Genomic DNA, 20,435 nt, shown 5'->3' with positions numbered 1-20,435 from the left:
GGTCAGGCGATGCGGCGCCCGTGCCTGCCCCTGGAATGCGGCTGATGGCAAGCGCGCTGGTGCGTCCCTATAATCTGGACTCCTCCGGCCAAGTACCGACGCATTCGTCACCGCCTTCGAATGACCATCTACCCGTCCGTCGCCGGCCGAATCGTGCCGGCCTTGCTCGCGCTCACGCGCGCCGACATCCTGTCGCTCCTGCGCCGGATCAGGCGGGATTCGCTGCGGCGCTACAACGTCGCGTTTGTACTCGCGTGGCTGGGCACGCTGGCGGGCATCGCATTCGCCAGCGTGGCGATCAGCATCGGCATCCAGTTCGTCGCGCGTGGCGTATCGGCAACGCCGTGGCCGCTGGCCAGCGCCATCGTCGTCGGCGGATGCGCGCCGCTGCTCGCCAACGTCTTCGACTCGGCGCTGCTCACGCTCCTGCTGAAACGCGAGATCGTCGCCTGCCTGTCGCGAGTCCCGGGCGCACCCGGCTGACGCGCCGGGCGCAAGTACCCGCTTACTGCCGCACCGGCTTCTTCGCGAGCTTGCGCTGCAGCGTGCGGCGGTGCATGTTCAGCGCGCGCGCCGTCGCCGAGATGTTGTTGTTGTTCTCGGCCAGCACGCGCTGGATGTGCTCCCATTCGAGCCGGTCGACCGACAGCACGACCGGATTCTCGAGCGCTTCGTCGGCCTGCACTTCGGTTGCGTTGGTCTGCAGCGCGGCCAGGATCGACTCGACGTTCGCGGGTTTCGCGAGATAGTTGTCGGCGCCTTCCTTCACCGCCTGCACGGCGGTCGCGATGCTCGCGTAGCCGGTCAGCACCAGGATTCGCGCATCGGGCTGCAGGTCGCACAGCGGCGCGATCAGGCTCAGGCCCGAATCCTCGCCGAGATGCAGGTCGACGGTGATGAACTGGAACTTGCCGCCCGCGGCAAGCCGCAGCGCCGCCTCCTTGTCGTGCGCCTGCTGGACCGCGTAACCGCGGCGCTCGAGGCCGCGCGCGAGCGTGCCCGCGAACACCTCGTTGTCGTCGATCACCAGGAAATTGTTCTCGCTCATGTGGTTTCTCCGTCTACGTGTTGGTTGAGGCGGCCGGCGCCGCGACGCGCACCGCCGGCAGGCGCAGCACGGCCCGCGTGCCGCGTGCGGCGGATGTGCCGGCCGTGCGGCTGTCCGGCGTGCCGGTTGTCCGTTCGGACGCGCGCTGGCCCGCACGCTGTCCCGAGCCGGTCGCGGCGTGACCATTCGCCGCCCCGCCGGCCCGCCCGTTGCCGCCCGCCGCGCGCGGCACGACATCGGACAGTTCGATCTCGCCGCCGAGCCGCGCGGCCGCGCTGAACGCGAGATACAGGCCGACCCCGTGCCCGCCCTGCGTGCTGTCGACCGGCATCGCGCCGAGCGACTCGCGCAGCGCGGCCGGAATGCCGGGCCCGTCGTCGCACACCTCGAATTCGATCTCGTCGGCCGCGCCGGCGTGCGCGACCTTCGCGGCCAGCGTCACGCGCTGCGGGCTCGCGCGCGCGGCGTTGTCGAGCAGGATCGTCAGGATCTGGCCGGCCGCGACCGTGTCGTCGAGCGCGACGCCCGCCGGGCGCGCACCGAGCAGTTCGAACTGCACGTGCGGATGCCGCAGGCGCCAGTGCTCGACGAACGTGTCGAGCCAGTCGTCCACCGGCTGGCGGCTCGCGGGTGCGCTCGCGCGGCTGCGCAGGCGCGCGAGCGCCGACGTGCAGAGCGTCATCTGCTCCTCGAGCACCTTCAGGTCGGCTTCGTAGCGGGCCAGCCCCGGATCGGCGCGCGCCGCGTCGCGCAGTTCCTCGGCAAGCATCGCGATCGTCGACAGCGGCGTGCCCATCTCGTGCGCGACGGTGGCGGCCTGCACGCCGAGCGCGACCGCCCGCTCGTCGCGCAGCAGGTGCGCCTGCGCTTCGCCGAGCGCCGCGTCGCGCTGGCGCAGCGCGTTCGACATGCGCGCGACGAACCACGCGATCAGCCCGACGCTGACCATGAAGTTCGCCCACATCCCGGTACGGTAGTAGTCGAACAGGTTGGCCGGGTTATCCATGTTGAGCGGCACCGAGTCGAAGCCGAGCGCCGCGTAGCACGCGACCGCGAACGCCGCGAGCCAGATCATCAGGTGCCACGGCAGCACGGCCGCCGCGATCGCGAGCGAAGGCAGGTACAGCGACACGAACGGGTTGGTCGTGCCGCCCGACAGGAACAGCAGCGCGGACAACGCGCCGAGGTCGACCCACAGCTGGCCGAGCAGCTCGAAATTGGTCTCGGGCCGCGCGCGCAGCACGCGCACCCAGGTCAGTGCGTTGAAAACGATTTCGAGCGCGATGACCATCAGCATCGCCGGCAACGGCAGATGCACGCCGAAATAGGTCTGCACGACGCCGATCGTCACGAGTTGGCCGATGATCGCGAGATTGCGGAGCCAGAACAGGTGACTGAGGTTGACGCGCCCGGTGGTGGTGATTCGTTGCATCCGGGCAGTTTACCCGTTTAGCGGGCAGCGCCTCTAGCGGGGCCGGATCGGAACGCGGTGAACGGGATGCGCTGCGTGCTCGGCCGGTGCCGTCAGCCGGCCGCGCCGGCCATCCGCTGCGCGATCTCGTCGGCCAGGCATTCGGGGCACCGGCAGCGCGCGCCGGCAGCCGGCGGCGTACTGCCGGGCAAGACCGGCATCGACGCGCACCAGCATTCGAACGGTTGCGAGCGGGCGCCGCAGTCGAAGCTGCGCCCGCAGTGCGGGCAACGCGCGCGGCGCGGGGCGGAACGGGCGTCGGCGGCGGGATCGGTCATGGCGGAAACGCGGAAGCGGGCGTGAAACCGCCCTACGCGACAAGCATAGCGCGGCGAACGGATTTTGCACGCCGTCCATCCGGCCGACGACCGTCGTAAACGCTCGCGAGCCACCTCGGCGCCGCTACCCGCGCACCGTTGCGCACACCGCCGCCCGAATGGCCGCCCGCATCGCGCCGCGCCATAGCCGGCGGGCCGCCGCGCGCTGTACCCGAGCCGCGCCGCACGTGTTCCGGCCCGTCCAAAAACCCGATGCTGCGCTGCGCCACTCCTGTACAATTCGCCGTGTTTCAACCGTTCCCAGCCAGAGCCGCCGCCATGTCCGAGCCCATCGACCTCTCGCAGATCGCCCCCACGCTGAAAGCAGAAATCCTCGCCGAGGCGCTGCCGTATATCCGCCGTTACCACGGGAAAACCGTGGTCATCAAATACGGCGGCAACGCGATGACGGAAGAGCGGCTCAAGCAAGGCTTCGCGCGCGACGTGATCCTGCTGAAACTGGTCGGCATCAACCCGGTGATCGTCCACGGCGGCGGTCCGCAGATCGATCACGCGCTGAAGAAGATCGGCAAGGCCGGCACCTTCATCCAGGGCATGCGCGTCACCGACGAAGAGACGATGGAAGTCGTCGAATGGGTGCTGGGCGGCGAAGTGCAGCAGGACATCGTGATGCTGATCAACCACTTCGGCGGCCACGCGGTGGGCCTGACGGGCAAGGACGGCGGCCTGATCCACGCACGCAAGCTGCTGATGCCGGACCGCGACAACCCGGGCCAGTACATCGACATCGGCCAGGTCGGCGAAGTCGAGGCGATCAACCCGGCGGTCGTGAAGGCGCTGCAGGACGACGCGTTCATCCCGGTGATCTCGCCGATCGGCTTCGGCGAGGACGGCCTCTCGTACAACATCAATGCCGATCTGGTCGCGGGCAAGCTCGCCACGGTGCTGAACGCCGAGAAGCTGCTGATGATGACCAACATCCCCGGCGTGATGGACAAGGACGGCAACCTGCTGACCGACCTGTCCGCGCGCGAGATCGACGCGCTGTTCGAGGACGGCACGATCTCGGGCGGCATGCTGCCGAAGATCTCGTCGGCGCTCGACGCGGCGAAGAGCGGCGTGAAGTCGGTGCACATCGTCGACGGCCGGATCGAACATTCGGTGCTGCTGGAAATCCTGACCGAGCAGCCGTTCGGCACGATGATCCGCTCGCATTGAGCGCGCGCCGCAAACCCTCCAGCCCCGACCTGCCGGCGTCGCTGCGGCGCCGGCGCATCTCGCGCAGCCGGCCGCGTGCCGGCGCGCCCGTCTGGCTGTTCGATCTCGACAACACGCTGCACCACGCATCGCACGCGATCTTTCCCGAGATCAACCGTGCGATGACGCAATACATCATCGATGCGCTCAACGTCGAGCGCGCCGAAGCCGACCGCTTGCGCACCGGCTACACGCAGCGCTACGGCGCCGCGCTCCTCGGTCTCACGCGCCATCACCCGATCGATCCGCACGACTTCCTGCGCGCGGTTCACACATTTTCCGATCTCCCCGCTATGGTGCGCGCCGAGCGCGGCCTCGCGCACATCATCGCCGCGCTGCCGGGCCGCAAGTTCGTGCTGACCAACGCGCCGGAGAACTATGCGCGCGCGGTGCTGCGCGAGTTGCGCATCGAGCGGCTGTTCGAACGCGTGATCGCGATCGAGCACATGCGCGACCGCCGCACGTGGCGCGCGAAGCCTGACCACATGATGCTGCGCCGAACGCTGCGCGCCGTGCATGCGCGCCTGTCCGACGCGATCCTCGTCGAGGACACGCGCGGCCACCTGAAGCGCTACAAGCGTCTCGGCATCGGCACAGTCTGGATTACCGGCCATCTTCCCGGCCACCTGCCGGGTACCGGCCGCCCGCACTATGTCGACCAGCGGATTCGTTCGTTAAAATCGCTTCGACTGGGCACTCGATCGGGGCGACAGAAATGCAGCCGACTCACCCGCAGGACCAAGCCGTAACGGACGATCAGGCATCACCCGCCCGCACCCGTACGCGCCCGAAGCCGGGCGAGCGCCGCGTGCACATCCTGCAGACGCTCGCGACGATGCTCGAGGCGCCGAAGCGCGAGAAGATCACGACGGCCGCGCTCGCGGCCCGGCTCGACGTGTCGGAAGCGGCGCTGTACCGCCATTTCCCGAGCAAGGCGAAGATGTACGAAGGGCTGATCGAGTTCATCGAGCAGTCGCTGTTCGGCCTCGTCAACCAGATCGTCGCGAAGGAGCCGAACGGCGTGCTGCAGGCCCGCACGATCGCACTGACGATGCTCAATTTCGCAGCGAAGAATCCGGGGATGACGCGCGTGCTGACCGGCGAGGCACTGGTCGGTGAGGACGAGCGGTTGACCGAGCGCGTGAACCAACTCCTCGATCGCATCGAGGCAACCGTCAAGCAGTGCCTGCGGGTCGCGCGCACGGAGGCGAATGCACCGCCGGACGGCACGGCACCGTTCGCACTGCCGGCCGACTACGATCCGGCCGCGCGGGCGAGCCTGCTCGTCAGCTACGTGATCGGCAGGTGGCACCGCTTTGCGAAGGGCGGGTTCCAGAAGCCGCCCGGCGAGCAGGCCGACGCGCATTTGCGGCTGATCCTGCAGTAGCGCCGCGCCGGCCCCTGCCCGGCAACGCACACCGGTTTCGCGCATTCGACGACGGACGGTGCGGCCGCTCCGCCGCGTCGGCTCGCACCTTCCCGCCTGCTTCTGCCGGCGGCGAATGCCGCACGCGAATTCGAACTTGTCCAATTTCATATCGCCGCCTCACGAGTTAAATTTGTCTCGTTATAGACAAATTCAGGTGAGATGGTGAATCGCAGATTTCGACATTCCCGGATGAGGGTAGCCCGACGCTTCGCCCATTCGGCATTGCTTGCGGGGGCGGTAGTGCCATGGCCGTCGGCCGCGCAAGTGACCAACGGCGGGCCGCAACACGCGGACGGTGTCGTGCTTGAAATCGCGCCGGGCGAATATTCGACGACGCGATTGGGCGAGGCCGTGCTTTCCGCCGTCAATGGCGGCACGCTGGTGACGACCGGCAAGACGCGCGTGTTCACCACCGCCAATCTCGCGGCGGGCGCGACTGCGCTAGGCACCGGCTCGAGCGTCAGGCTGAGCGATACGGAAATCCGCACCCGTGGCGACTCCAGTGCCGGCATCGACCTCCGGTACGGCGGCAGCGCGACCGCAGAACGCATCTCGATCGATACCGACGGCGACTATGCGCACGGCGCGTCCGTCGACAGCGCCGGCGGCCGGCTCCGCATCGCCGACAGCGTCATCGTCACGCGCGGCAAGGAAGCGTATGGCATTTCGGTGAACTACGTTCCAGGCGGCGTCATCGACATCGCCGACACGCTGATTCGCACCAGCGGCCTGTTTGCCTATGGCATGGCCATCAGCTACGAGGGCGTCCGTGCGACGTTGAATCGCTCGGATATCCGGACGGACGGCGACTACGCGTCGGCGCTGTACCTGCCCGGTGCATCGGCTGTCTCGTTCGCCGACAGCCACCTCGAAACCAGCGGTGATTACGCTCTCGGCGTGGACACCCGCGAAGGGCGCGTCGAACTCGCGCGCACACAAGTCGTCACGCACGGCCGCAGCGCACACGGGCTGTATGCGTCGAAGGAATATACCGCCACACCGACCATCGACGCGATCGATACGCAGGTGGCCACCACCGGCGCCCGTTCGATCGGCGTACTGGCCCGGCTCGGCGGCCGGGTCACGATGACACGCAGCGGCATCGTCACGACCGGCGAGCGCGCCCGCGGTGCGATGTCCGCCGGCGCGGGGTCGGTTGTGTCGCTCGCCGACGCAACCGTCGAGACGCGCGGCAACGAGGCCGCAGCGCTCTATGCAAGCGCCGGCGGCAGCATCGACCTGCTGCGCACCGACGCCCGCGCGACCGGCGACGCCGCGCCTGCCGCAAGCGTCCACGGCGGCAGGCTGACGGCGGACGGCGGTTCGCTCTTCAGCGAACGGCATGCGGCCATCGACGCGTCCGACGCCGACATCACGCTGCACAACGGCACCCGCGCCGCCAGCGGCACCGGCACGCTGCTGTCGGTCCGTGCCCAATCAGGCGCGCCCGTGCGCCTGACGCTCGACACCGGCGCGCAAGCGACGGGCGACATCGTGAACCAGCCGACCGACGACGGCAGCCCGACATCCGCCGTGACCGATGTCGCGCTGTCCGGCGCGTCCGTCTGGACCGGCGCAACGGACGCGGTGCGCACGCTGTCGCTCGACACGGGCAGCCGCTGGACCGTCACCGCCGATTCGTCGACCGGCTCCATCGCATTGAACGACTCGACGATCGCATTCGCCGCGCCGGACACCGGCACACCGCCCGCGCCGCGCACACTCGTCGTCAACGGCGACTACGCGGCCCGCAATGGCCGGCTCGTCATCCATACGATGCTGCAGGACGACGCGTCGCCCACCGACCGGCTCGTGATCGACGGCGGTCATGCGTCGGGCAACACGGAAATCGTCGTGAAGCGCACGGGCGGCAACGGCGCGCAGACGACACTCGGCATCCCGATCGTCGAGACACGTCACGGCGGGACGACCGACGCGTCGGCATTCGCGCTCGACGCCGCATCGGACGGCTACCGGAACGGCTTCGGCACGCTGTCGGCGGGCGGTTACGACTACATGCTCAAGCGCGGCGGCACCGGCGGCCACGAGGAGAACTGGTACCTCGTCTCGGCCGCCAAACCCGCGCCGCCGGCACCCGCGCCCGACCCCACCGATCCCGACCCGCCCGTCAGTCCGGAAACCGTCCCGCCGGTCCCGCCGCGCGCTGCCGCGCCCGAACCCGATGCGTACCTGGCCAACGCCGATGCGGCCGCGACAATGGCGATCCATACGCTGCATCAGCGCGAGGACCGTTCGCTGCGCGAGGCTCCCGGCGCGACGCCTTCGCTCGACGGCGCCGTCTGGCTGCGCGCCGAAGGCCAGTTCACGTCGATGTCGGGCGGCAACCGCAGCGTGTCGGGCAACGGCCGCCTGATCCACGCGGGCGCCGACCTGTTCCGTTTCGACGACGGCCGCGGCGGCCGCTTCCGGGTCGGCGCAATGGGTATGTACGGCAGCCAGACGAGCTGGTCGACCCGCCCGCTATGGAATGCGGTCCAACAGCGCATGGCGAATGCCACCGCGCGCGGCAGCGTCGCGGGTTACAACGTCGGGCTGTACGGCACCTGGTACGGCAATCGCGACATCCTGTCCGGGCCCTACGTCGATGCGTGGTTCATGTACGGTGCGTACGCGAACAGCGTCGGCGGCAGCCTCGCCGGCGACTCGTACCGCTCGCGCACCGTGACGGGATCGGTCGAAACCGGCTATTCGATCCGCTTCTACGAGCGCGGCGATACGCGGTTCTTCGTTGAACCCGAGGCGCAACTCGTCGTGTCGGACTATCGCGCGGCGGCGCACGATGCACCGGGCGGCCGCCTCGACGGGCAAGGCTCGACCGACGTGCTGACCCGTCTCGGCGTGCGCGTGCACGGCGTAACCGCGATGCCGTCCGGGCGCGAGCTGCGGCCGTTCATCGAGGCGAACTGGTGGCACGGCCCCGGATCGCGGTCGCTGACGCTCGACCGCAACGCGTTCTCGTTCAGCGTGCCGCGGGATCGCGCGGCGTTCCGGGTCGGCGCGACGGGGCAATTGTCGAAGCGCTTCGTGATATCGGCCGGCTTAGGGCTGGAGGCGAACCTGTCCGACTATGCGGTCGTCAAGGGCGAGTTGGCGGCGAAGTACCGCTGGTGACGTCGCACGGCCGGCGCCTCCTGCTCCATGCGGAAGGGCCGGCCGGTCTCCTGCACGTCCGCGGGGCCGATCCGACGCCTCCCCGAGCGCCCCCGAATCCGCCCTCCGCAATTTCCGCTATACTTTGCCGACCTGCCGCCTCCTTGGCGGCAGGTCGGAAGCGCGCCGATTTGCTGACTCGATTGCGGGCGCGCGAACCGGCCGGGGCCTTGATTTGTCTTTGTCCCGGCGGTTCACTACAAATGCGGCTAAAGAGGTCGTCAGCCGCGCATCTCCGACTCCGCGCATCGCCGACACCATTTAGCTGCCCAGTCATAAGGCGGAACGAATGGAATCGATCGGCATCGTCGCTCCACAGACCATGCACTTCGCCGAACCGCTGCGCTTGCAAAGCGGCAGCGCGCTCGGCAACTATCAGCTCGTCGTCGAGACGTACGGTGAACTCAACGCCGCGCGCTCGAACGCGGTGCTCGTCTGCCACGCGCTCAACGCGTCGCATCACGTCGCCGGCGTCTACGCGGACGACCCGCGCAGCACCGGCTGGTGGGACAACATGGTCGGCCCCGGCAAGCCGCTCGACACCAACCGCTTCTTCGTGATCGGCGTGAACAACCTCGGCTCGTGTTTCGGCTCGACCGGCCCGATGAGCATCGATCCGTCGTCCGGCAAGCCGTACGGCGCGCGCTTTCCGGTCGTCACCGTCGAGGACTGGGTGCACGCGCAGGCGCGCGTCGCCGACGCGTTCGGCATCGAGCGCTTCGCCGCCGTGATGGGCGGCAGCCTCGGCGGGATGCAGGCGCTCGCGTGGAGCCTGATGTATCCGGAGCGCGTCGCGCACTGCATCGACATCGCGTCGACGCCGAAGCTGTCCGCGCAGAACATCGCGTTCAACGAAGTCGCGCGCTCGGCGATCCTGTCCGATCCCGACTTCCACGGCGGCGACTACTACGCGCACGGCGTGAAGCCGAAGCGCGGCCTGCGCGTCGCGCGGATGATCGGCCACATCACCTATCTCTCCGACGACGACATGGCCGAGAAATTCGGCCGTGCGCTGCGCCGTGCCGACGGCGCGCTCGACGCGTACAACTTCAGCTTCGACGTCGAGTTCGAGGTCGAGTCGTACCTGCGCTACCAGGGCGACAAGTTCGCCGACTACTTCGACGCGAACACCTACCTGCTGATCACGCGCGCGCTCGACTATTTCGATCCGGCGAAGGCGTTCGACGGCAACCTGACGGCCGCGCTCGCGCGCACGCAGGCGAAATACCTGATCGCGAGCTTCTCGACCGACTGGCGCTTCGCGCCCGCGCGTTCGCGCGAGATCGTGAAAGCGCTGCTCGACAACAAGCGCACGGTCAGCTACGCGGAGATCGACGCGCCGCACGGCCACGACGCGTTCCTGCTCGACGACGCGCGTTATCACAACCTGCTCCGCGCGTATTACGAACGAATCGCCATCGAGGTGGGGGCATGAACCAGCAAGCACTGAATTCCCTGTCCGCGCGCGCGGACTTCCGCACGATCGCCCGCTGGGTCGAGCCGCGCTCGACCGTGCTCGACCTCGGCTGCGGCGACGGCTCGCTGCTCGCGCTGCTGATGGAGGAGCTGGACGTCACCGGCTACGGGATCGAACTGAACGACGCGGGCGTGCTCGCGAGCGCGAAGAACGGCATCAACGTGATCCAGCAGAACCTCGAGGACGGCCTGCGCCTGTTCGAGGATCACAGCTTCGACATCGCGATCCTGTCGCAAACCCTGCAGACGATCCACCAGACGGCCGCGATCCTGCGCGAGACGGCGCGCGTCGGCCGCGAGTGCATCGTGTCGTTCCCGAACTTCGGCTACTGGTCGCACCGGCTGTCGGTGCTGCACGGCCGGATGCCCGTGTCGAAATCGCTGCCGTACCAGTGGCACAACACGCCGAACGTCCGGGTGCTGACGATCAAGGATTTCGAGGCGCTCGCACCGGAAGTCGGCGTCACGATCCTCGACCGCGTCGTGCTGCACGAAGGCCAGCCGATTCGATGGGGAGCGAACTGGCGTGGTAGTCTTGCTGTCTACCGCGTCAAGCGCAGCTGAGCCGGGGGGCCGTTGACGAACGCCGGGCCCGGCCCGCGCCGCTCCCCCCGCCGCGCGCTGCCGCCGCAATCAGTCAACGCTACCCAGTTCCAGTCCATGTCGAAAACGCCACACGAGGCGCCCGCACTCACCGCTCACGAGGATCACCCCGGCTGGCGAGCCTATCTGAACACGCACATGCTGATCTGCGTGTTCCTGGGCTTCACGTCGGGCCTGCCCCTGTTCACGCTCGTCTACCTCGTGCAGGCATGGCTGCGCTCCGAGGGCGTGAACCTGAAGGAAATCGGCCTGTTCGCGCTGATCCAGTTCCCGTATACGTGGAAGTTCCTGTGGGCGCCGCTGATGGACCGCTACCTCCCGCGCCTGCCCGGCTGGCGGCCGGGCCGCCGGCGCGGCTGGATGCTGCTCACGCAGGTGCTGGTCGCGGGCGCGATCGCCGCGCTCGGCTTCGTGTCGCCGCGCGATTCGATCTGGACGGTTGCCGCGCTCACGACGCTCGTCGCGTTCTTCGGCGCGAGCTCGGACATCGTGATCGACGCGTATCGCCGCGAGCTGCTGCGCGACACCGAGCAGGGCCTCGGCAACGCGGTGCACGTGAACGCGTACAAGCTCGCCGCGCTGATCCCCGGCTCGCTGGCGCTGATCCTGTCCGACCACATGCCGTGGGACGTCGTGTTCGCGATCACCGGCGCGTTCATGCTGCCGGGCATCCTGATGACGCTCGTCGTGCGCGAGCCAGAAGTGGTCGGCGCACCGCCGCGCAACCTGCGCGACGCGATCGTGCTGCCGTTCCGCGAATTCATCCAGCGCGACGGCTGGACCGGCGCGCTGCTCGTCATCGCGTTCATCTTCCTGTTCAAGATCGGCGACACGATGGCCACCACGCTGTCGACGTCGTTCTTCCTCGACATCGGCTTCACGCGCACCGAGATCGGCATCGTCGCGAAAACCACCGCGCTCGTCGCGAGCGTCGCCGGCGGCATCATCGGCGGCGTCTGGCTCGTGAAGATCGGCATCGGCCGCGGGCTGTGGGTCTTCGGCGCGCTGCAGATGGTGTCGACGCTCGGCTTCGCGTGGCTCGCGCAGGTCGGCCCCGGCTCGCCGGTGCTCGCGGCGCTCTACGACTTCACGGTCGCGGCCAGCCATGCGCTCGCGTCGTTCCTGTCGATCTTCGGCTTCGAGGTCACGCCGCATCTGAGCCCGATGACCGTCGCGCTCGCGATCGTCTACGGCTTCGAAACCTTCACGACCGGCCTGACGATGGCTGCATTCGTCGCGTACATCGCGAGCACGACCGACCCGCGCTATACGGCCACGCAGTTCGCGCTGTTCACGAGCCTCGCATCGGTGCCGCGCACGCTCGCATCGGCCGCGAGCGGCTTCATCGTCGCGAAGATCGGCTGGTTCGACTATTTCATCGTGTGCACCGCGCTCGCGATTCCCGGCATGCTGCTGCTGTTCAGGATCGCGCCGTGGAACGGCGCCGCACGCAACGGCGAGGCGAGCCGTGCGCAGTGACCGCCTGCACCGCCTCGCGCGCGTTGCGGCTTCGTTGAGCGTCGGTGCCGCGGCACTCGCCGCCGGGTTCGCCGCCCATGCGTCCGACACCGGCGCGACCGCTGCAACCGCCGCGGGCTCCGCGCCGGCCGCCGCACCGGCTTCACCGCCGGCAACGTCGACTTCCGCCGCCCCCGCTCAGCCGGCCACCGCCGAACCCGCGCAGCCGACCGGCGCCGCCGCGTCGACGAAGGCTTATACGCCGACACCGCAGCAGGTTCGCTACGGCAATGCGATCGCATTCCGCACGCTGATCCCGTCGCCGCTGCTCGAGCAGCTCACCGCGAGCGAATACGCGCAGATCGTGCAGGCGGCCGCCGACAGCAACCGCCTGCTGCCGGCAAACCAGCCGCGCGTGAAGCGCCTGCGCGCGATCGTCACGAAGCTCGCGCCGTATTCGGTGAAGTGGAACGATCGCGTGAAGAACTGGGCGTGGGACGTGAACGTGATCCGCTCGCGCGACATCCGCCTGACCTGCCTGCCGGGCGGCAAGGTGCTCGTGTACGGCGGCCTGCTCGAGCGCCTCCGGCTGAACGACGACGAGCTCGGCGTGCTGGCCGCGCACGGCATCGCGCACGCGCTGCGCGAACATGCGCGCAGCAACTTCAGCGCGGCATCGCAAACTTCGCTGCGTGCCGCCGCGCTGCCGCCGCTGTTCGGCGTCGGCGATCCGCTGCCGCAGGCGCTGAACCTCGGCGAGCGCCTGCAATCGCTCCACTACGACCCGACCGACGAGACCGAAGCCGACGTGATCGGCGGCGACATCGCCGCCCGCGCGGGCTTCGATCCGCGCGCGGCGATCACGCTGTGGGACAAGCTCGCGGCCGCGACGCGCGCGAACAAGGCCACGGGCTTCATCTACACGCACCCGTACAGCACCGCGCGGCGCCAGGATCTGCTGAACCGGCTGCCGGACCTGATGCCGCTGTACGCGAAGGCGATCGGCAAGCGGGTCGACTCACTGCCCGACTACGCGGGCATCAGCGCGCAGCGGCGCAAGGTCGTGCGGCGCGGCGCCACCGGCTGACGCCGGGCGCTACGCGTCCGTATCGGCCACGACCGGGCGAATCCCGATTTCACGCATCCAGCGCACTTCGTCACCGGGGCTGCGGCCGAACAGCCGCTTGAACTCGCGGCTGAACTGCGACGCGCTCGCATAACCGACACGCGCGGCCGCCGTACCGGCGCCGACGCCGTCCTGCACCATCATCAGCCGCGCCTGGTGCAGGCGCGCGGCCTTCACATACTGCATCGGCGACGTCGCCGTCACGTGCTTGAAGTGCGCGTGGAACACCGCGAGGCTCATCCCGGCCTCGCGCGCCAGGGTCTCGACATCGAGGTCGGCCCTCAGCTCCGCATGGATGCGCCGCAACGCCTTCGCGATGCGGCCGAAGTGATGCTGCTGCACGAGCGCCGCGCGGATCGCGTCGCCCTGCGCGCCCGTCAGCACGCGATACGCGATCTCGCGCATGATCGCGGGGCCCAGCACGCGCGTGTCGTGCGGCGAAGCCAGCGCTTCGAGCAGCCGCACGACCGCATCGGCCAGCGGCGCGTCGAGCGGCGTCGAATAGACGCCGAGCGGTTCGCTCGCGGCCGCGCCGAGCGTCTCGTCGAGCAGGATCGCGAGTTCGGCGATCACCGCGAGATCGACGCGGATCGAGATCGCGAGAAACGGCTCCTCCGCGCTCGCGAAGGTCTCGCATTCGAACGGCAGCGGCACCGACAGCACCAGGTATTGCTGCGCGTCGTACACGAACGAGCGGTCGCCGAGATAACCGAGCTTGCGCCCCTGGCACACGACGATGATGCTCGGCTCGTACAGCACGGGCATGCGCGGCCCCGGACGGCTCACGCGAATCAAACGCACGCCGTCGAGCGCCGCCAGCGTGTCGCCCTCGTTCGGCGCGAGGCGCGTGTGCAGCTCGACCATGCGGCGCTGCACGCGGTCGCCCGTGTCGGCGAAAAGGGGCTCGAAGCTCATCTGCGTCATCCTGTCCGGCAAGAGAATCTGGCTCGCAATGTAGCATCTTGAATGCGTTTTGGCGGCCGTTTGCACGCAGTTCGAGAGGAATAGGCAAATCTTCCAGACCTTCGTGTATTTCATCGCGGCGCCGTGCTCCTTACGATGACGTCCTGCCTCGCCGCATCGCCATAGGGTGCGACGGCAGTTCGTTTCGCCGGATGTTTTCCCGGCCAAGGAGCCCCCTGCATGAGCACCACCTACGCTTACGCGGCAACCGATTCGCAGTCGCCGCTCGCCCCGTTCGAATTCCAGCGTCGCGCGCTGCGCGACCTCGACGTCCAGATCGACGTCCTCTACTGCGGCGTCTGCCACTCGGACCTGCACCAGGCGCGCAACGAATGGCGCAACACGATCTACCCGGTCGTGCCGGGCCATGAAATCGTCGGCCGCGTGACCGCGACCGGCCCGCAGGTATCGCGCTTCAAGGTCGGCGAGCTGGTCGGCGTCGGCTGTCTCGTCGATTCGTGCCGCACCTGCCCGAGCTGCGCCGACGGGCTCGAGCAGTATTGCGAGAACGGCTTCGTCGGCACCTACAACGGCCAGGACCGCGTGACGGGCGACGTCACCTACGGCGGCTACTCGACGCAGCTCGTCGTCGATGAGGCGTTCGTGCTGCGCGTGCCCGAGACGCTCGACCCGGCCGGCGCCGCGCCGCTCCTGTGCGCGGGGATCACGACCTACTCGCCGCTGCGGCAGTGGAACGTCGGCCCCGGCAAGAAAGTCGGCATCGTCGGGCTCGGCGGCCTCGGCCACATGGGCGTGAAGCTGGCGCGCGCGATGGGCGCGCACGTCGTGCTGTTCACGACGTCGCCGTCGAAGATCGAGGACGGCAAGCGCGTCGGCGCGCACGAAGTCGTGATCTCGAAGGACGAAGCGCAGATGAACGCGCACCTGAACAGCTTCGACTTCATCCTGAACACGGTCGCCGCGCAGCACGACCTGAACCCGTTCCTGCACCTGCTGAAGCGCGACGGCACGATGACGCTCGTCGGCGCGCCGGAGCACGACCATCCGTCGCCGCAGGTGTTCAACCTGATCTTCAAGCGCCGCCGCCTCGCGGGCTCGCTGATCGGCGGGATCGCGGAAACGCAGGAAATGCTCGACTTCTGCGCGGAGCACGGGATCACGTCGGATATCGAGACGATTCCGATGCAGCAGATCAACGCCGCTTACGAGCGGATGCTGAAGAGCGACGTGAAGTACCGGTTCGTGATCGACATGGCATCGATCAAGCAGTAAGCGCCACCGCCGGGCGGCCCGCACGATCGCCGCCCCAAATGAAACGGGCCGCATGTTCGACATGCGGCCCGTTCTGCATCCGGCGACCGGCGGGTTCGGGCGCTACGCGCGCGGCGCGGCGCCGGCAATCACTTCTTGTAGTCGTAGTCCACCGTCAGCGGCGCGTGGTCGCTGAACTTGATGTCCTTGAAGATCGACGTGCTTTTCGCGGTGCCGGCGACGCCCGGCGTCGCGATCTGGTAATCGATCCGCCACCCGACGTTCTTCGCATACGCCTGGCCGCGGTTGCTCCACCACGTGTACTGCTCGGCGCGCGGGTCGAGCGTGCGGAACACGTCGACGTAGCCGACATCGTCGAACAGCTTCGTGAGCCACTCGCGCTCTTCCGGCAGGCAGCCCGAGTTCTTCTGGTTGCTCTTCCAGTTCTTGATGTCGATTTCCTTGTGGACGATGTTCACGTCGCCGCACAGGATCACCTCGCGCTTCTTCTTGAGCTGGGCAAGGTGCGGCATGAACTCGTCCATGAAGCGGTACTTCGCCTGCTGGCGTTCCTCGCCGCTCGAGCCGGACGGCACGTACACCGACACGACCGACAGCTTGCCGTAGCGCGCCTCGACATAACGACCCTCGGCATCGAATTCGCTGCTGCCGAAGCCGATGATCACGTCGTCGGGCTCGCGGCGGCTGTACACGCCCGCGCCGCTGTAGCCCTTTTTTTCGGCGTGGTGAAAATAGCTCTTGAAGCCGTGCGGCTCGACGAATTCGGCCGGCAGGTCGTCGGCCGAGACCTTGATTTCCTGCACGCACACGCAATCGGCGTTCTGTTCGCCGAGCCATTCGAAGAAGCCCTTCTTCGCGGCGGAGCGGATGCCGTTCAGGTTGGCGGTAATCACTCGCATCATGTCGGATTCCGTTCAGTTCGATGTTTTACAGGGTGGCAGCTTAACGGATCTTCACGCCTTCGAGCTCGGGCTTCGGCGGCGGGAATTCCAGCTTCATGTCGGTCATCGTGCGCAGCAGCAGCTCGGCGATCATCACGTTGCGGTGCGTCTTCGAGTTGGCCGGGATCACGTACCACGGCGCATGCTCGGCGGACGTCGCGGCGAGCGCGTCGCGGTACGCGGACTGGTACGCGTCCCAGTGCTTGCGCGCGTCGAGATCGGAGATGTCGAACTTCCAGTGCTTGGTCGGATCGTCGATGCGCGCCTGCAGCCGCTCGCGCTGCTCGTCCTTCGAGATGTGCAGGAAACACTTGATGATCGTCGTGCCGTTCTCGACCAGCATCGTCTCGAAATCGCGGATCTGCCGGTAGCGGCGCTCGCATTCCTTCGCGTCGATCAGGTCGAGCACGCGCGGCACGAGCACGTCTTCATAGTGGCTGCGGTTGAAGATCGCGAGCTCGCCCGCGGCCGCCACCTGCGCATGCACGCGCCACAGGAAGTCGTGCGCGGCCTCGATCGGCGTCGGCGCCTTGAACGACACGACGCGCAGGCCGAGCGGATCGACCTCGCGGAACACCGCGCGCACGGTGCCGTCCTTGCCGCTGGTGTCCATCCCCTGCAGCACGAGCAGCACGCGCTTCTTCTGCTGCGTGTGCAGGCGCTCCTGCTGCACGTCGAGTTCGGTCGACACGACCGACAGCCGTTCGCGGTCGTCATCCTTCGAGCCGGACGAAAACGGCTTTGCGGCCGGGTCGAACGCATCGAGCTTGAATGCGGCGGCTTCCTTCTCGCGCGTGAAATAAGGCACGCGGAAATCGTCGAGCGACGGTTGTTTCGCCATTCGTTCCTCCGTTGGACGGTGTGACGCATACGATAACGCATCCGCCAAACGCAACGGGCCGCCCCGAACTGGTTCGGGGCGGCCCGTCGTCAAGCGCGGTTCAGGCGCGCGCTCATGCTCAGCCGAGCTTCTTCTTCAGCAGTTCGTTGACCTGCTGCGGATTGGCCTTGCCCTTGGTCGCCTTCATCGCCTGGCCGATCAGCGCGTTGAACGCCTTTTCCTTGCCCGCGCGGAATTCCTCGACCGACTTCGCGTTCGCCGCGAGCACCTCGTCGATGATCGCTTCCAGCGCGCCGGTGTCGGAGATCTGCTTCAGGCCCTTCGCGTCGATGATGCGGTCGGCCGCACCTTCGTCGTCCGGCTTCTCGTCCCAGATCGTCGCGAAGATTTCCTTCGCGATCTTGTTCGAGATCGTGCCGTCGGCGATGCGCTGCAGCAGCAGCGCGAGCTGCGCGGCCGACACGGGGATCGCGTCGATCTCGATGCCGTCGCGGTTCAGCTGCGACGACACGTCGCCCATCAGCCAGTTCGCGGCGATCTTCGCGTTCGCGGCGCCCGCCTTCGCGACCACCGACTCGAAATACGCGGCCATCGCCTTGCTCGACGTCAGCACGCCCGCGTCGTACGCGGACACGCCGTACTGCTCGGCGAAGCGCTGCTGCATCGCGGCCGGCAGCTCGGGCATCCCGGACTGCACGCGATCGATCCAGTCCTGGCCGATCACGAGCGGCATCAGGTCGGGGTCGGGGAAGTAGCGGTAGTCGTGCGCGTCTTCCTTGCTGCGCATCGAGCGCGTCTCGCGCTTGTCCGGATCGTAGAGGCGCGTTTCCTGCACGACTTCGCCGCCGTCCTCGATCAGCTCGATCTGGCGACGCACTTCGTAGTTGATCGCTTCCTCGAGGAACCGGAACGAGTTCAGGTTCTTGATTTCCGCGCGCGTGCCGAACTTCTCCTGGCCGACCGGTCGCACCGACACGTTCGCGTCGCAGCGGAACGAGCCTTCCTGCATGTTGCCGTCGCAGATGCCGAGCCACACGACGAGCCCGTGCAGCGCCTTCGCATACGCCACGGCCTCGGCCGCGCTGCGCATTTCCGGCTCGGTGACGATCTCGAGCAGCGGCGTGCCTGCGCGGTTCAGGTCGATCCCGGTCATCCCGGCGAAGTCTTCATGCAGCGACTTGCCCGCATCTTCCTCGAGGTGCGCGCGGGTCAGGTTGACCGTCTTCTCGTACGCTTCCTTGCCGGCCTTTTCGTTGGCGGGCACCTGGATCGTGATCTGGCCGCCCTGCACGACCGGAATCTCGTACTGGCTGATCTGATAGCCCTTCGGCAGATCGGGGTAGAAATAATTCTTGCGCGCGAAGATGCTGCGCGGCGCGATGGTCGAGCCGATCGCGAGGCCGAAGCGGATCGCCCGCTCGACCGCACCGCGGTTCAGCACCGGCAGCACGCCCGGCAGCGCCAGGTCGACCGGGCACGCCTGCGTGTTCGGCTCGGCGCCGAACTGCGTCGACGCGCCCGAGAAAATCTTCGAGACGGTCGACAGTTGCGCGTGCGTCTCGAGACCGATAACGACTTCCCATTGAGTAGCCATGTGCTTACACCCCTGCCGGAACTTGCTTGTGCCAGTCGGTCGCGCGCTGGAACGCGTCGGCGACCTGCAGCATCCGGGCTTCGTTGAAATAGTTGCCGATGATCTGCAGGCCGACCGGGCGCTTCGCGTTCGCGCCCGCGCCGAAGCCGCACGGCACGCTCATGCCGGGCAGGCCCGCGAGGCTCACCGACAGCGTGTAGATATCCGCGAGATACATCTGCACCGGATCGTCGCCCTTCGAACCGAGATCCCATGCGACCGTCGGCGAGGCCGGGCCCATGATCACGTCGCAGGTCTTGAACGCTTCCTGGAAATCGTTCGCGATGATGCGGCGGATCTTCTGCGCCTGCAGGTAGTACGCGTCGTAGTAGCCGTGCGACAGCACGTACGTGCCGACCAGGATCCGGCGCTTCACCTCGGGGCCGAAGCCTTCCGCGCGCGACTTCTTGTACATGTCGAGCAGGTCGCCGTATTGCGCGGCGCGGTGGCCGAAACGCACGCCGTCGAAACGCGACAGGTTCGACGATGCCTCGGCCGGCGCGATCACGTAATACACGGGGATCGACAGCTCCGTCTTCGGCAGCGACACGGGCACGAGCGTCGCGCCGAGCGCTTCATACTGCTTCAGTGCCGCGTCGATCGTCGCGCGTACGTCGTCGGCCAGGCCGTCGCCGAAATACTCGTTCGGCAAGCCGATGCGCAGGCCCGCGAGCGGCTTGCCCGCATCGTTGCCGGCCGCCCACGGCTGGCCGAGGTGGCGCGTGAAGTCTTCATCGTCGCGATCGAGGCTCGTCGAGTCGCGCTCGTCGAAGCCGGCCATCGCGTTCAGCAGCAGCGCGCAGTCGGACGCGCTCTGCGCCATCGGGCCGCCCTGGTCGAGCGACGACGCGAACGCGATCATCCCGTAGCGCGACACGCGGCCGTAGGTCGGCTTGATGCCTGTCACGCCCGCGAACGACGCGGGCTGGCGGATCGAGCCGCCGGTGTCGGTGCCGGTTGCCGCCGGCGCGAGGCGCGCGGCGACGGCGGCCGAGCTGCCGCCCGAGCTGCCGCCCGGCACGGCGTTCGTGTCCCACGGGTTCTTCACCGCGCCGAACGCCGAGTTCTCGTTCGACGAGCCCATCGCGAACTCGTCCATGTTGGTCTTGCCGAGCGTGACCATGCCGGCCGCCTGCAGGCGGGCGACGACGGTCGCGTCGAACGGGCTCGCGTAGTTCGCGAGCATCTTCGAGCCTGCGGTCGAGTGCCAGCCGCGCGTGACGAACACATCCTTGTGCGCGATCGGCAGGCCGGTGAGCGCGCCGCCCGCGCCGCGCGCGAGCTCCGCGTCGGCAGCTTTCGCCTGCGCGAGGGTCAGGTCGGCATCGACGTGGACGAACGCGTTCAGGTCGCGCGCGGCGTCGATCCGTTTCAGGTAGAGCTGCGCGAGCTCGACGGCCGAGCATTCCTTGGCGGCGAGCGCGGCGCGCAGTTCGGTCAGGCTTTTTGCGTGCATTGAGTGGTTTTCCTGGGAATTCTGGGTGGCGCGCGGCGCTGGCCGGCGCGC

18 protein-coding genes are annotated in these 20,435 nt (G+C 68.1%); 10 read left to right on the top strand and 8 right to left on the bottom strand.

The window, feature by feature from the left end; genetic code table 11:
• Positions 1-153: 153 nt before the first annotated feature.
• Positions 154-483, top strand: coding sequence for a hypothetical protein (locus tag ABIC51_RS29425; RefSeq protein ID WP_226153339.1), 330 nt, complete (start codon positions 154-156; stop codon positions 481-483).
• Between the two features lie 22 nt (positions 484-505).
• On the opposite strand, the gene ABIC51_RS29420 is transcribed toward ABIC51_RS29425, so the two are convergent.
• From ABIC51_RS29420 to ABIC51_RS29410, 3 genes are all read right to left on the bottom strand, one after another.
• The gene (locus ABIC51_RS29420; protein WP_021156278.1) at positions 506-1,048 is read right to left on the bottom strand and encodes a response regulator transcription factor; all 543 of its coding nucleotides are present in this window, start codon (positions 1,046-1,048) and stop codon (positions 506-508) included.
• Between the two features lie 13 nt (positions 1,049-1,061).
• Positions 1,062-2,480: an ATP-binding protein gene (locus ABIC51_RS29415; protein ID WP_060358489.1), complete on the bottom strand. Its 1,419-nt coding sequence runs from the start codon at positions 2,478-2,480 to the stop codon at positions 1,062-1,064.
• A 92-nt stretch (positions 2,481-2,572) separates the two neighbouring features.
• Entirely contained in the window at positions 2,573-2,797 is a 225-nt protein-coding gene (locus ABIC51_RS29410; protein ID WP_060358490.1) for a cysteine-rich CWC family protein, read from the bottom strand.
• 318 nt (positions 2,798-3,115) lie between these two features.
• Here ABIC51_RS29410 and argB point away from each other — a divergent pair, with 318 nt between their 5' ends.
• From argB to ABIC51_RS29370, 8 genes are all read left to right on the top strand, one after another.
• Complete coding sequence (argB, locus tag ABIC51_RS29405) at positions 3,116-4,015, top strand: acetylglutamate kinase (protein WP_006490510.1); 900 nt, start codon at positions 3,116-3,118, stop codon at positions 4,013-4,015.
• Positions 4,012-4,803: a pyrimidine 5'-nucleotidase gene (locus tag ABIC51_RS29400; protein WP_027788868.1), complete on the top strand. Its 792-nt coding sequence runs from the start codon at positions 4,012-4,014 to the stop codon at positions 4,801-4,803. The genes argB and ABIC51_RS29400 overlap by 4 nt, the downstream gene beginning before the upstream one ends.
• Positions 4,770-5,441 carry a nucleoid occlusion factor SlmA gene (slmA, locus tag ABIC51_RS29395; RefSeq protein WP_354006733.1) on the top strand — a complete coding sequence of 224 codons (672 nt, stop codon included), beginning with the start codon at positions 4,770-4,772 and terminating at the stop codon, positions 5,439-5,441. Before ABIC51_RS29400 ends, slmA begins: the two co-directional genes overlap by 34 nt.
• 231 nt (positions 5,442-5,672) lie before the next feature.
• A complete protein-coding gene (locus ABIC51_RS29390; RefSeq protein WP_354006732.1) occupies positions 5,673-8,615 on the top strand; it encodes an autotransporter family protein in 2,943 nt (980 codons plus the stop codon).
• 328 nt (positions 8,616-8,943) lie between these two features.
• Positions 8,944-10,089, top strand: a complete 1,146-nt coding sequence (gene metX, locus ABIC51_RS29385; RefSeq protein WP_027788865.1) for a homoserine O-succinyltransferase MetX — start codon at positions 8,944-8,946, stop codon at positions 10,087-10,089.
• Positions 10,086-10,694, top strand: a complete 609-nt coding sequence (gene metW / locus ABIC51_RS29380) for a methionine biosynthesis protein MetW (RefSeq protein ID WP_021156285.1) — start codon at positions 10,086-10,088, stop codon at positions 10,692-10,694. The genes metX and metW overlap by 4 nt, the downstream gene beginning before the upstream one ends.
• 96 nt (positions 10,695-10,790) lie before the next feature.
• Positions 10,791-12,212 carry an AmpG family muropeptide MFS transporter gene (locus ABIC51_RS29375; RefSeq protein ID WP_027788864.1) on the top strand — a complete coding sequence of 474 codons (1,422 nt, stop codon included), beginning with the start codon at positions 10,791-10,793 and terminating at the stop codon, positions 12,210-12,212.
• Entirely contained in the window at positions 12,202-13,278 is a 1,077-nt protein-coding gene (locus ABIC51_RS29370) for a M48 family metallopeptidase (RefSeq protein WP_354006731.1), read from the top strand. Before ABIC51_RS29375 ends, ABIC51_RS29370 begins: the two co-directional genes overlap by 11 nt.
• A gap of 9 nt (positions 13,279-13,287) precedes the next feature.
• Here the strand turns inward: ABIC51_RS29370 and ABIC51_RS29365 are convergent, their stop codons facing one another.
• Positions 13,288-14,232, bottom strand: a complete 945-nt coding sequence (locus ABIC51_RS29365; RefSeq protein WP_060174263.1) for an AraC family transcriptional regulator — start codon at positions 14,230-14,232, stop codon at positions 13,288-13,290.
• Positions 14,233-14,460: 228 nt separating this feature from the next.
• Here ABIC51_RS29365 and ABIC51_RS29360 point away from each other — a divergent pair, with 228 nt between their 5' ends.
• On the top strand, positions 14,461-15,513 hold the full coding sequence (locus tag ABIC51_RS29360) for an NAD(P)-dependent alcohol dehydrogenase (RefSeq protein ID WP_027788861.1): 1,053 nt from the start codon (positions 14,461-14,463) through the stop codon (positions 15,511-15,513).
• 128 nt (positions 15,514-15,641) lie between these two features.
• Here ABIC51_RS29360 and ABIC51_RS29355 read toward each other — a convergent pair whose 3' ends face one another.
• The 4 genes from ABIC51_RS29355 to gatA all read right to left on the bottom strand — a co-directional run bounded on the left by ABIC51_RS29355 (position 15,642) and on the right by gatA (position 20,384).
• Complete coding sequence (locus tag ABIC51_RS29355; RefSeq protein ID WP_021158564.1) at positions 15,642-16,415, bottom strand: exodeoxyribonuclease III; 774 nt, start codon at positions 16,413-16,415, stop codon at positions 15,642-15,644.
• Between the two features lie 40 nt (positions 16,416-16,455).
• On the bottom strand, positions 16,456-17,295 hold the full coding sequence (locus ABIC51_RS29350; RefSeq protein WP_027788860.1) for a polyphosphate kinase 2 family protein: 840 nt from the start codon (positions 17,293-17,295) through the stop codon (positions 16,456-16,458).
• 118 nt (positions 17,296-17,413) lie between these two features.
• Positions 17,414-18,889: an Asp-tRNA(Asn)/Glu-tRNA(Gln) amidotransferase subunit GatB gene (gene gatB / locus ABIC51_RS29345; protein ID WP_060358496.1), complete on the bottom strand. Its 1,476-nt coding sequence runs from the start codon at positions 18,887-18,889 to the stop codon at positions 17,414-17,416.
• A gap of 4 nt (positions 18,890-18,893) precedes the next feature.
• Positions 18,894-20,384 (bottom strand): Asp-tRNA(Asn)/Glu-tRNA(Gln) amidotransferase subunit GatA, encoded by a 1,491-nt coding sequence (gene gatA / locus ABIC51_RS29340; RefSeq protein ID WP_027788859.1) that lies wholly within the window; start codon positions 20,382-20,384, stop codon positions 18,894-18,896.
• Positions 20,385-20,435: the final 51 nt, after the last annotated feature.

This window comes from Burkholderia sp. 572, from assembly GCF_040545135.1.
Classification (GTDB): Bacteria; Pseudomonadota; Gammaproteobacteria; order Burkholderiales; family Burkholderiaceae; genus Burkholderia; species Burkholderia cepacia.
Note: the sequence above shows the minus strand (reverse complement) of the source record. Positions and strands in the feature narration are given on the sequence as shown.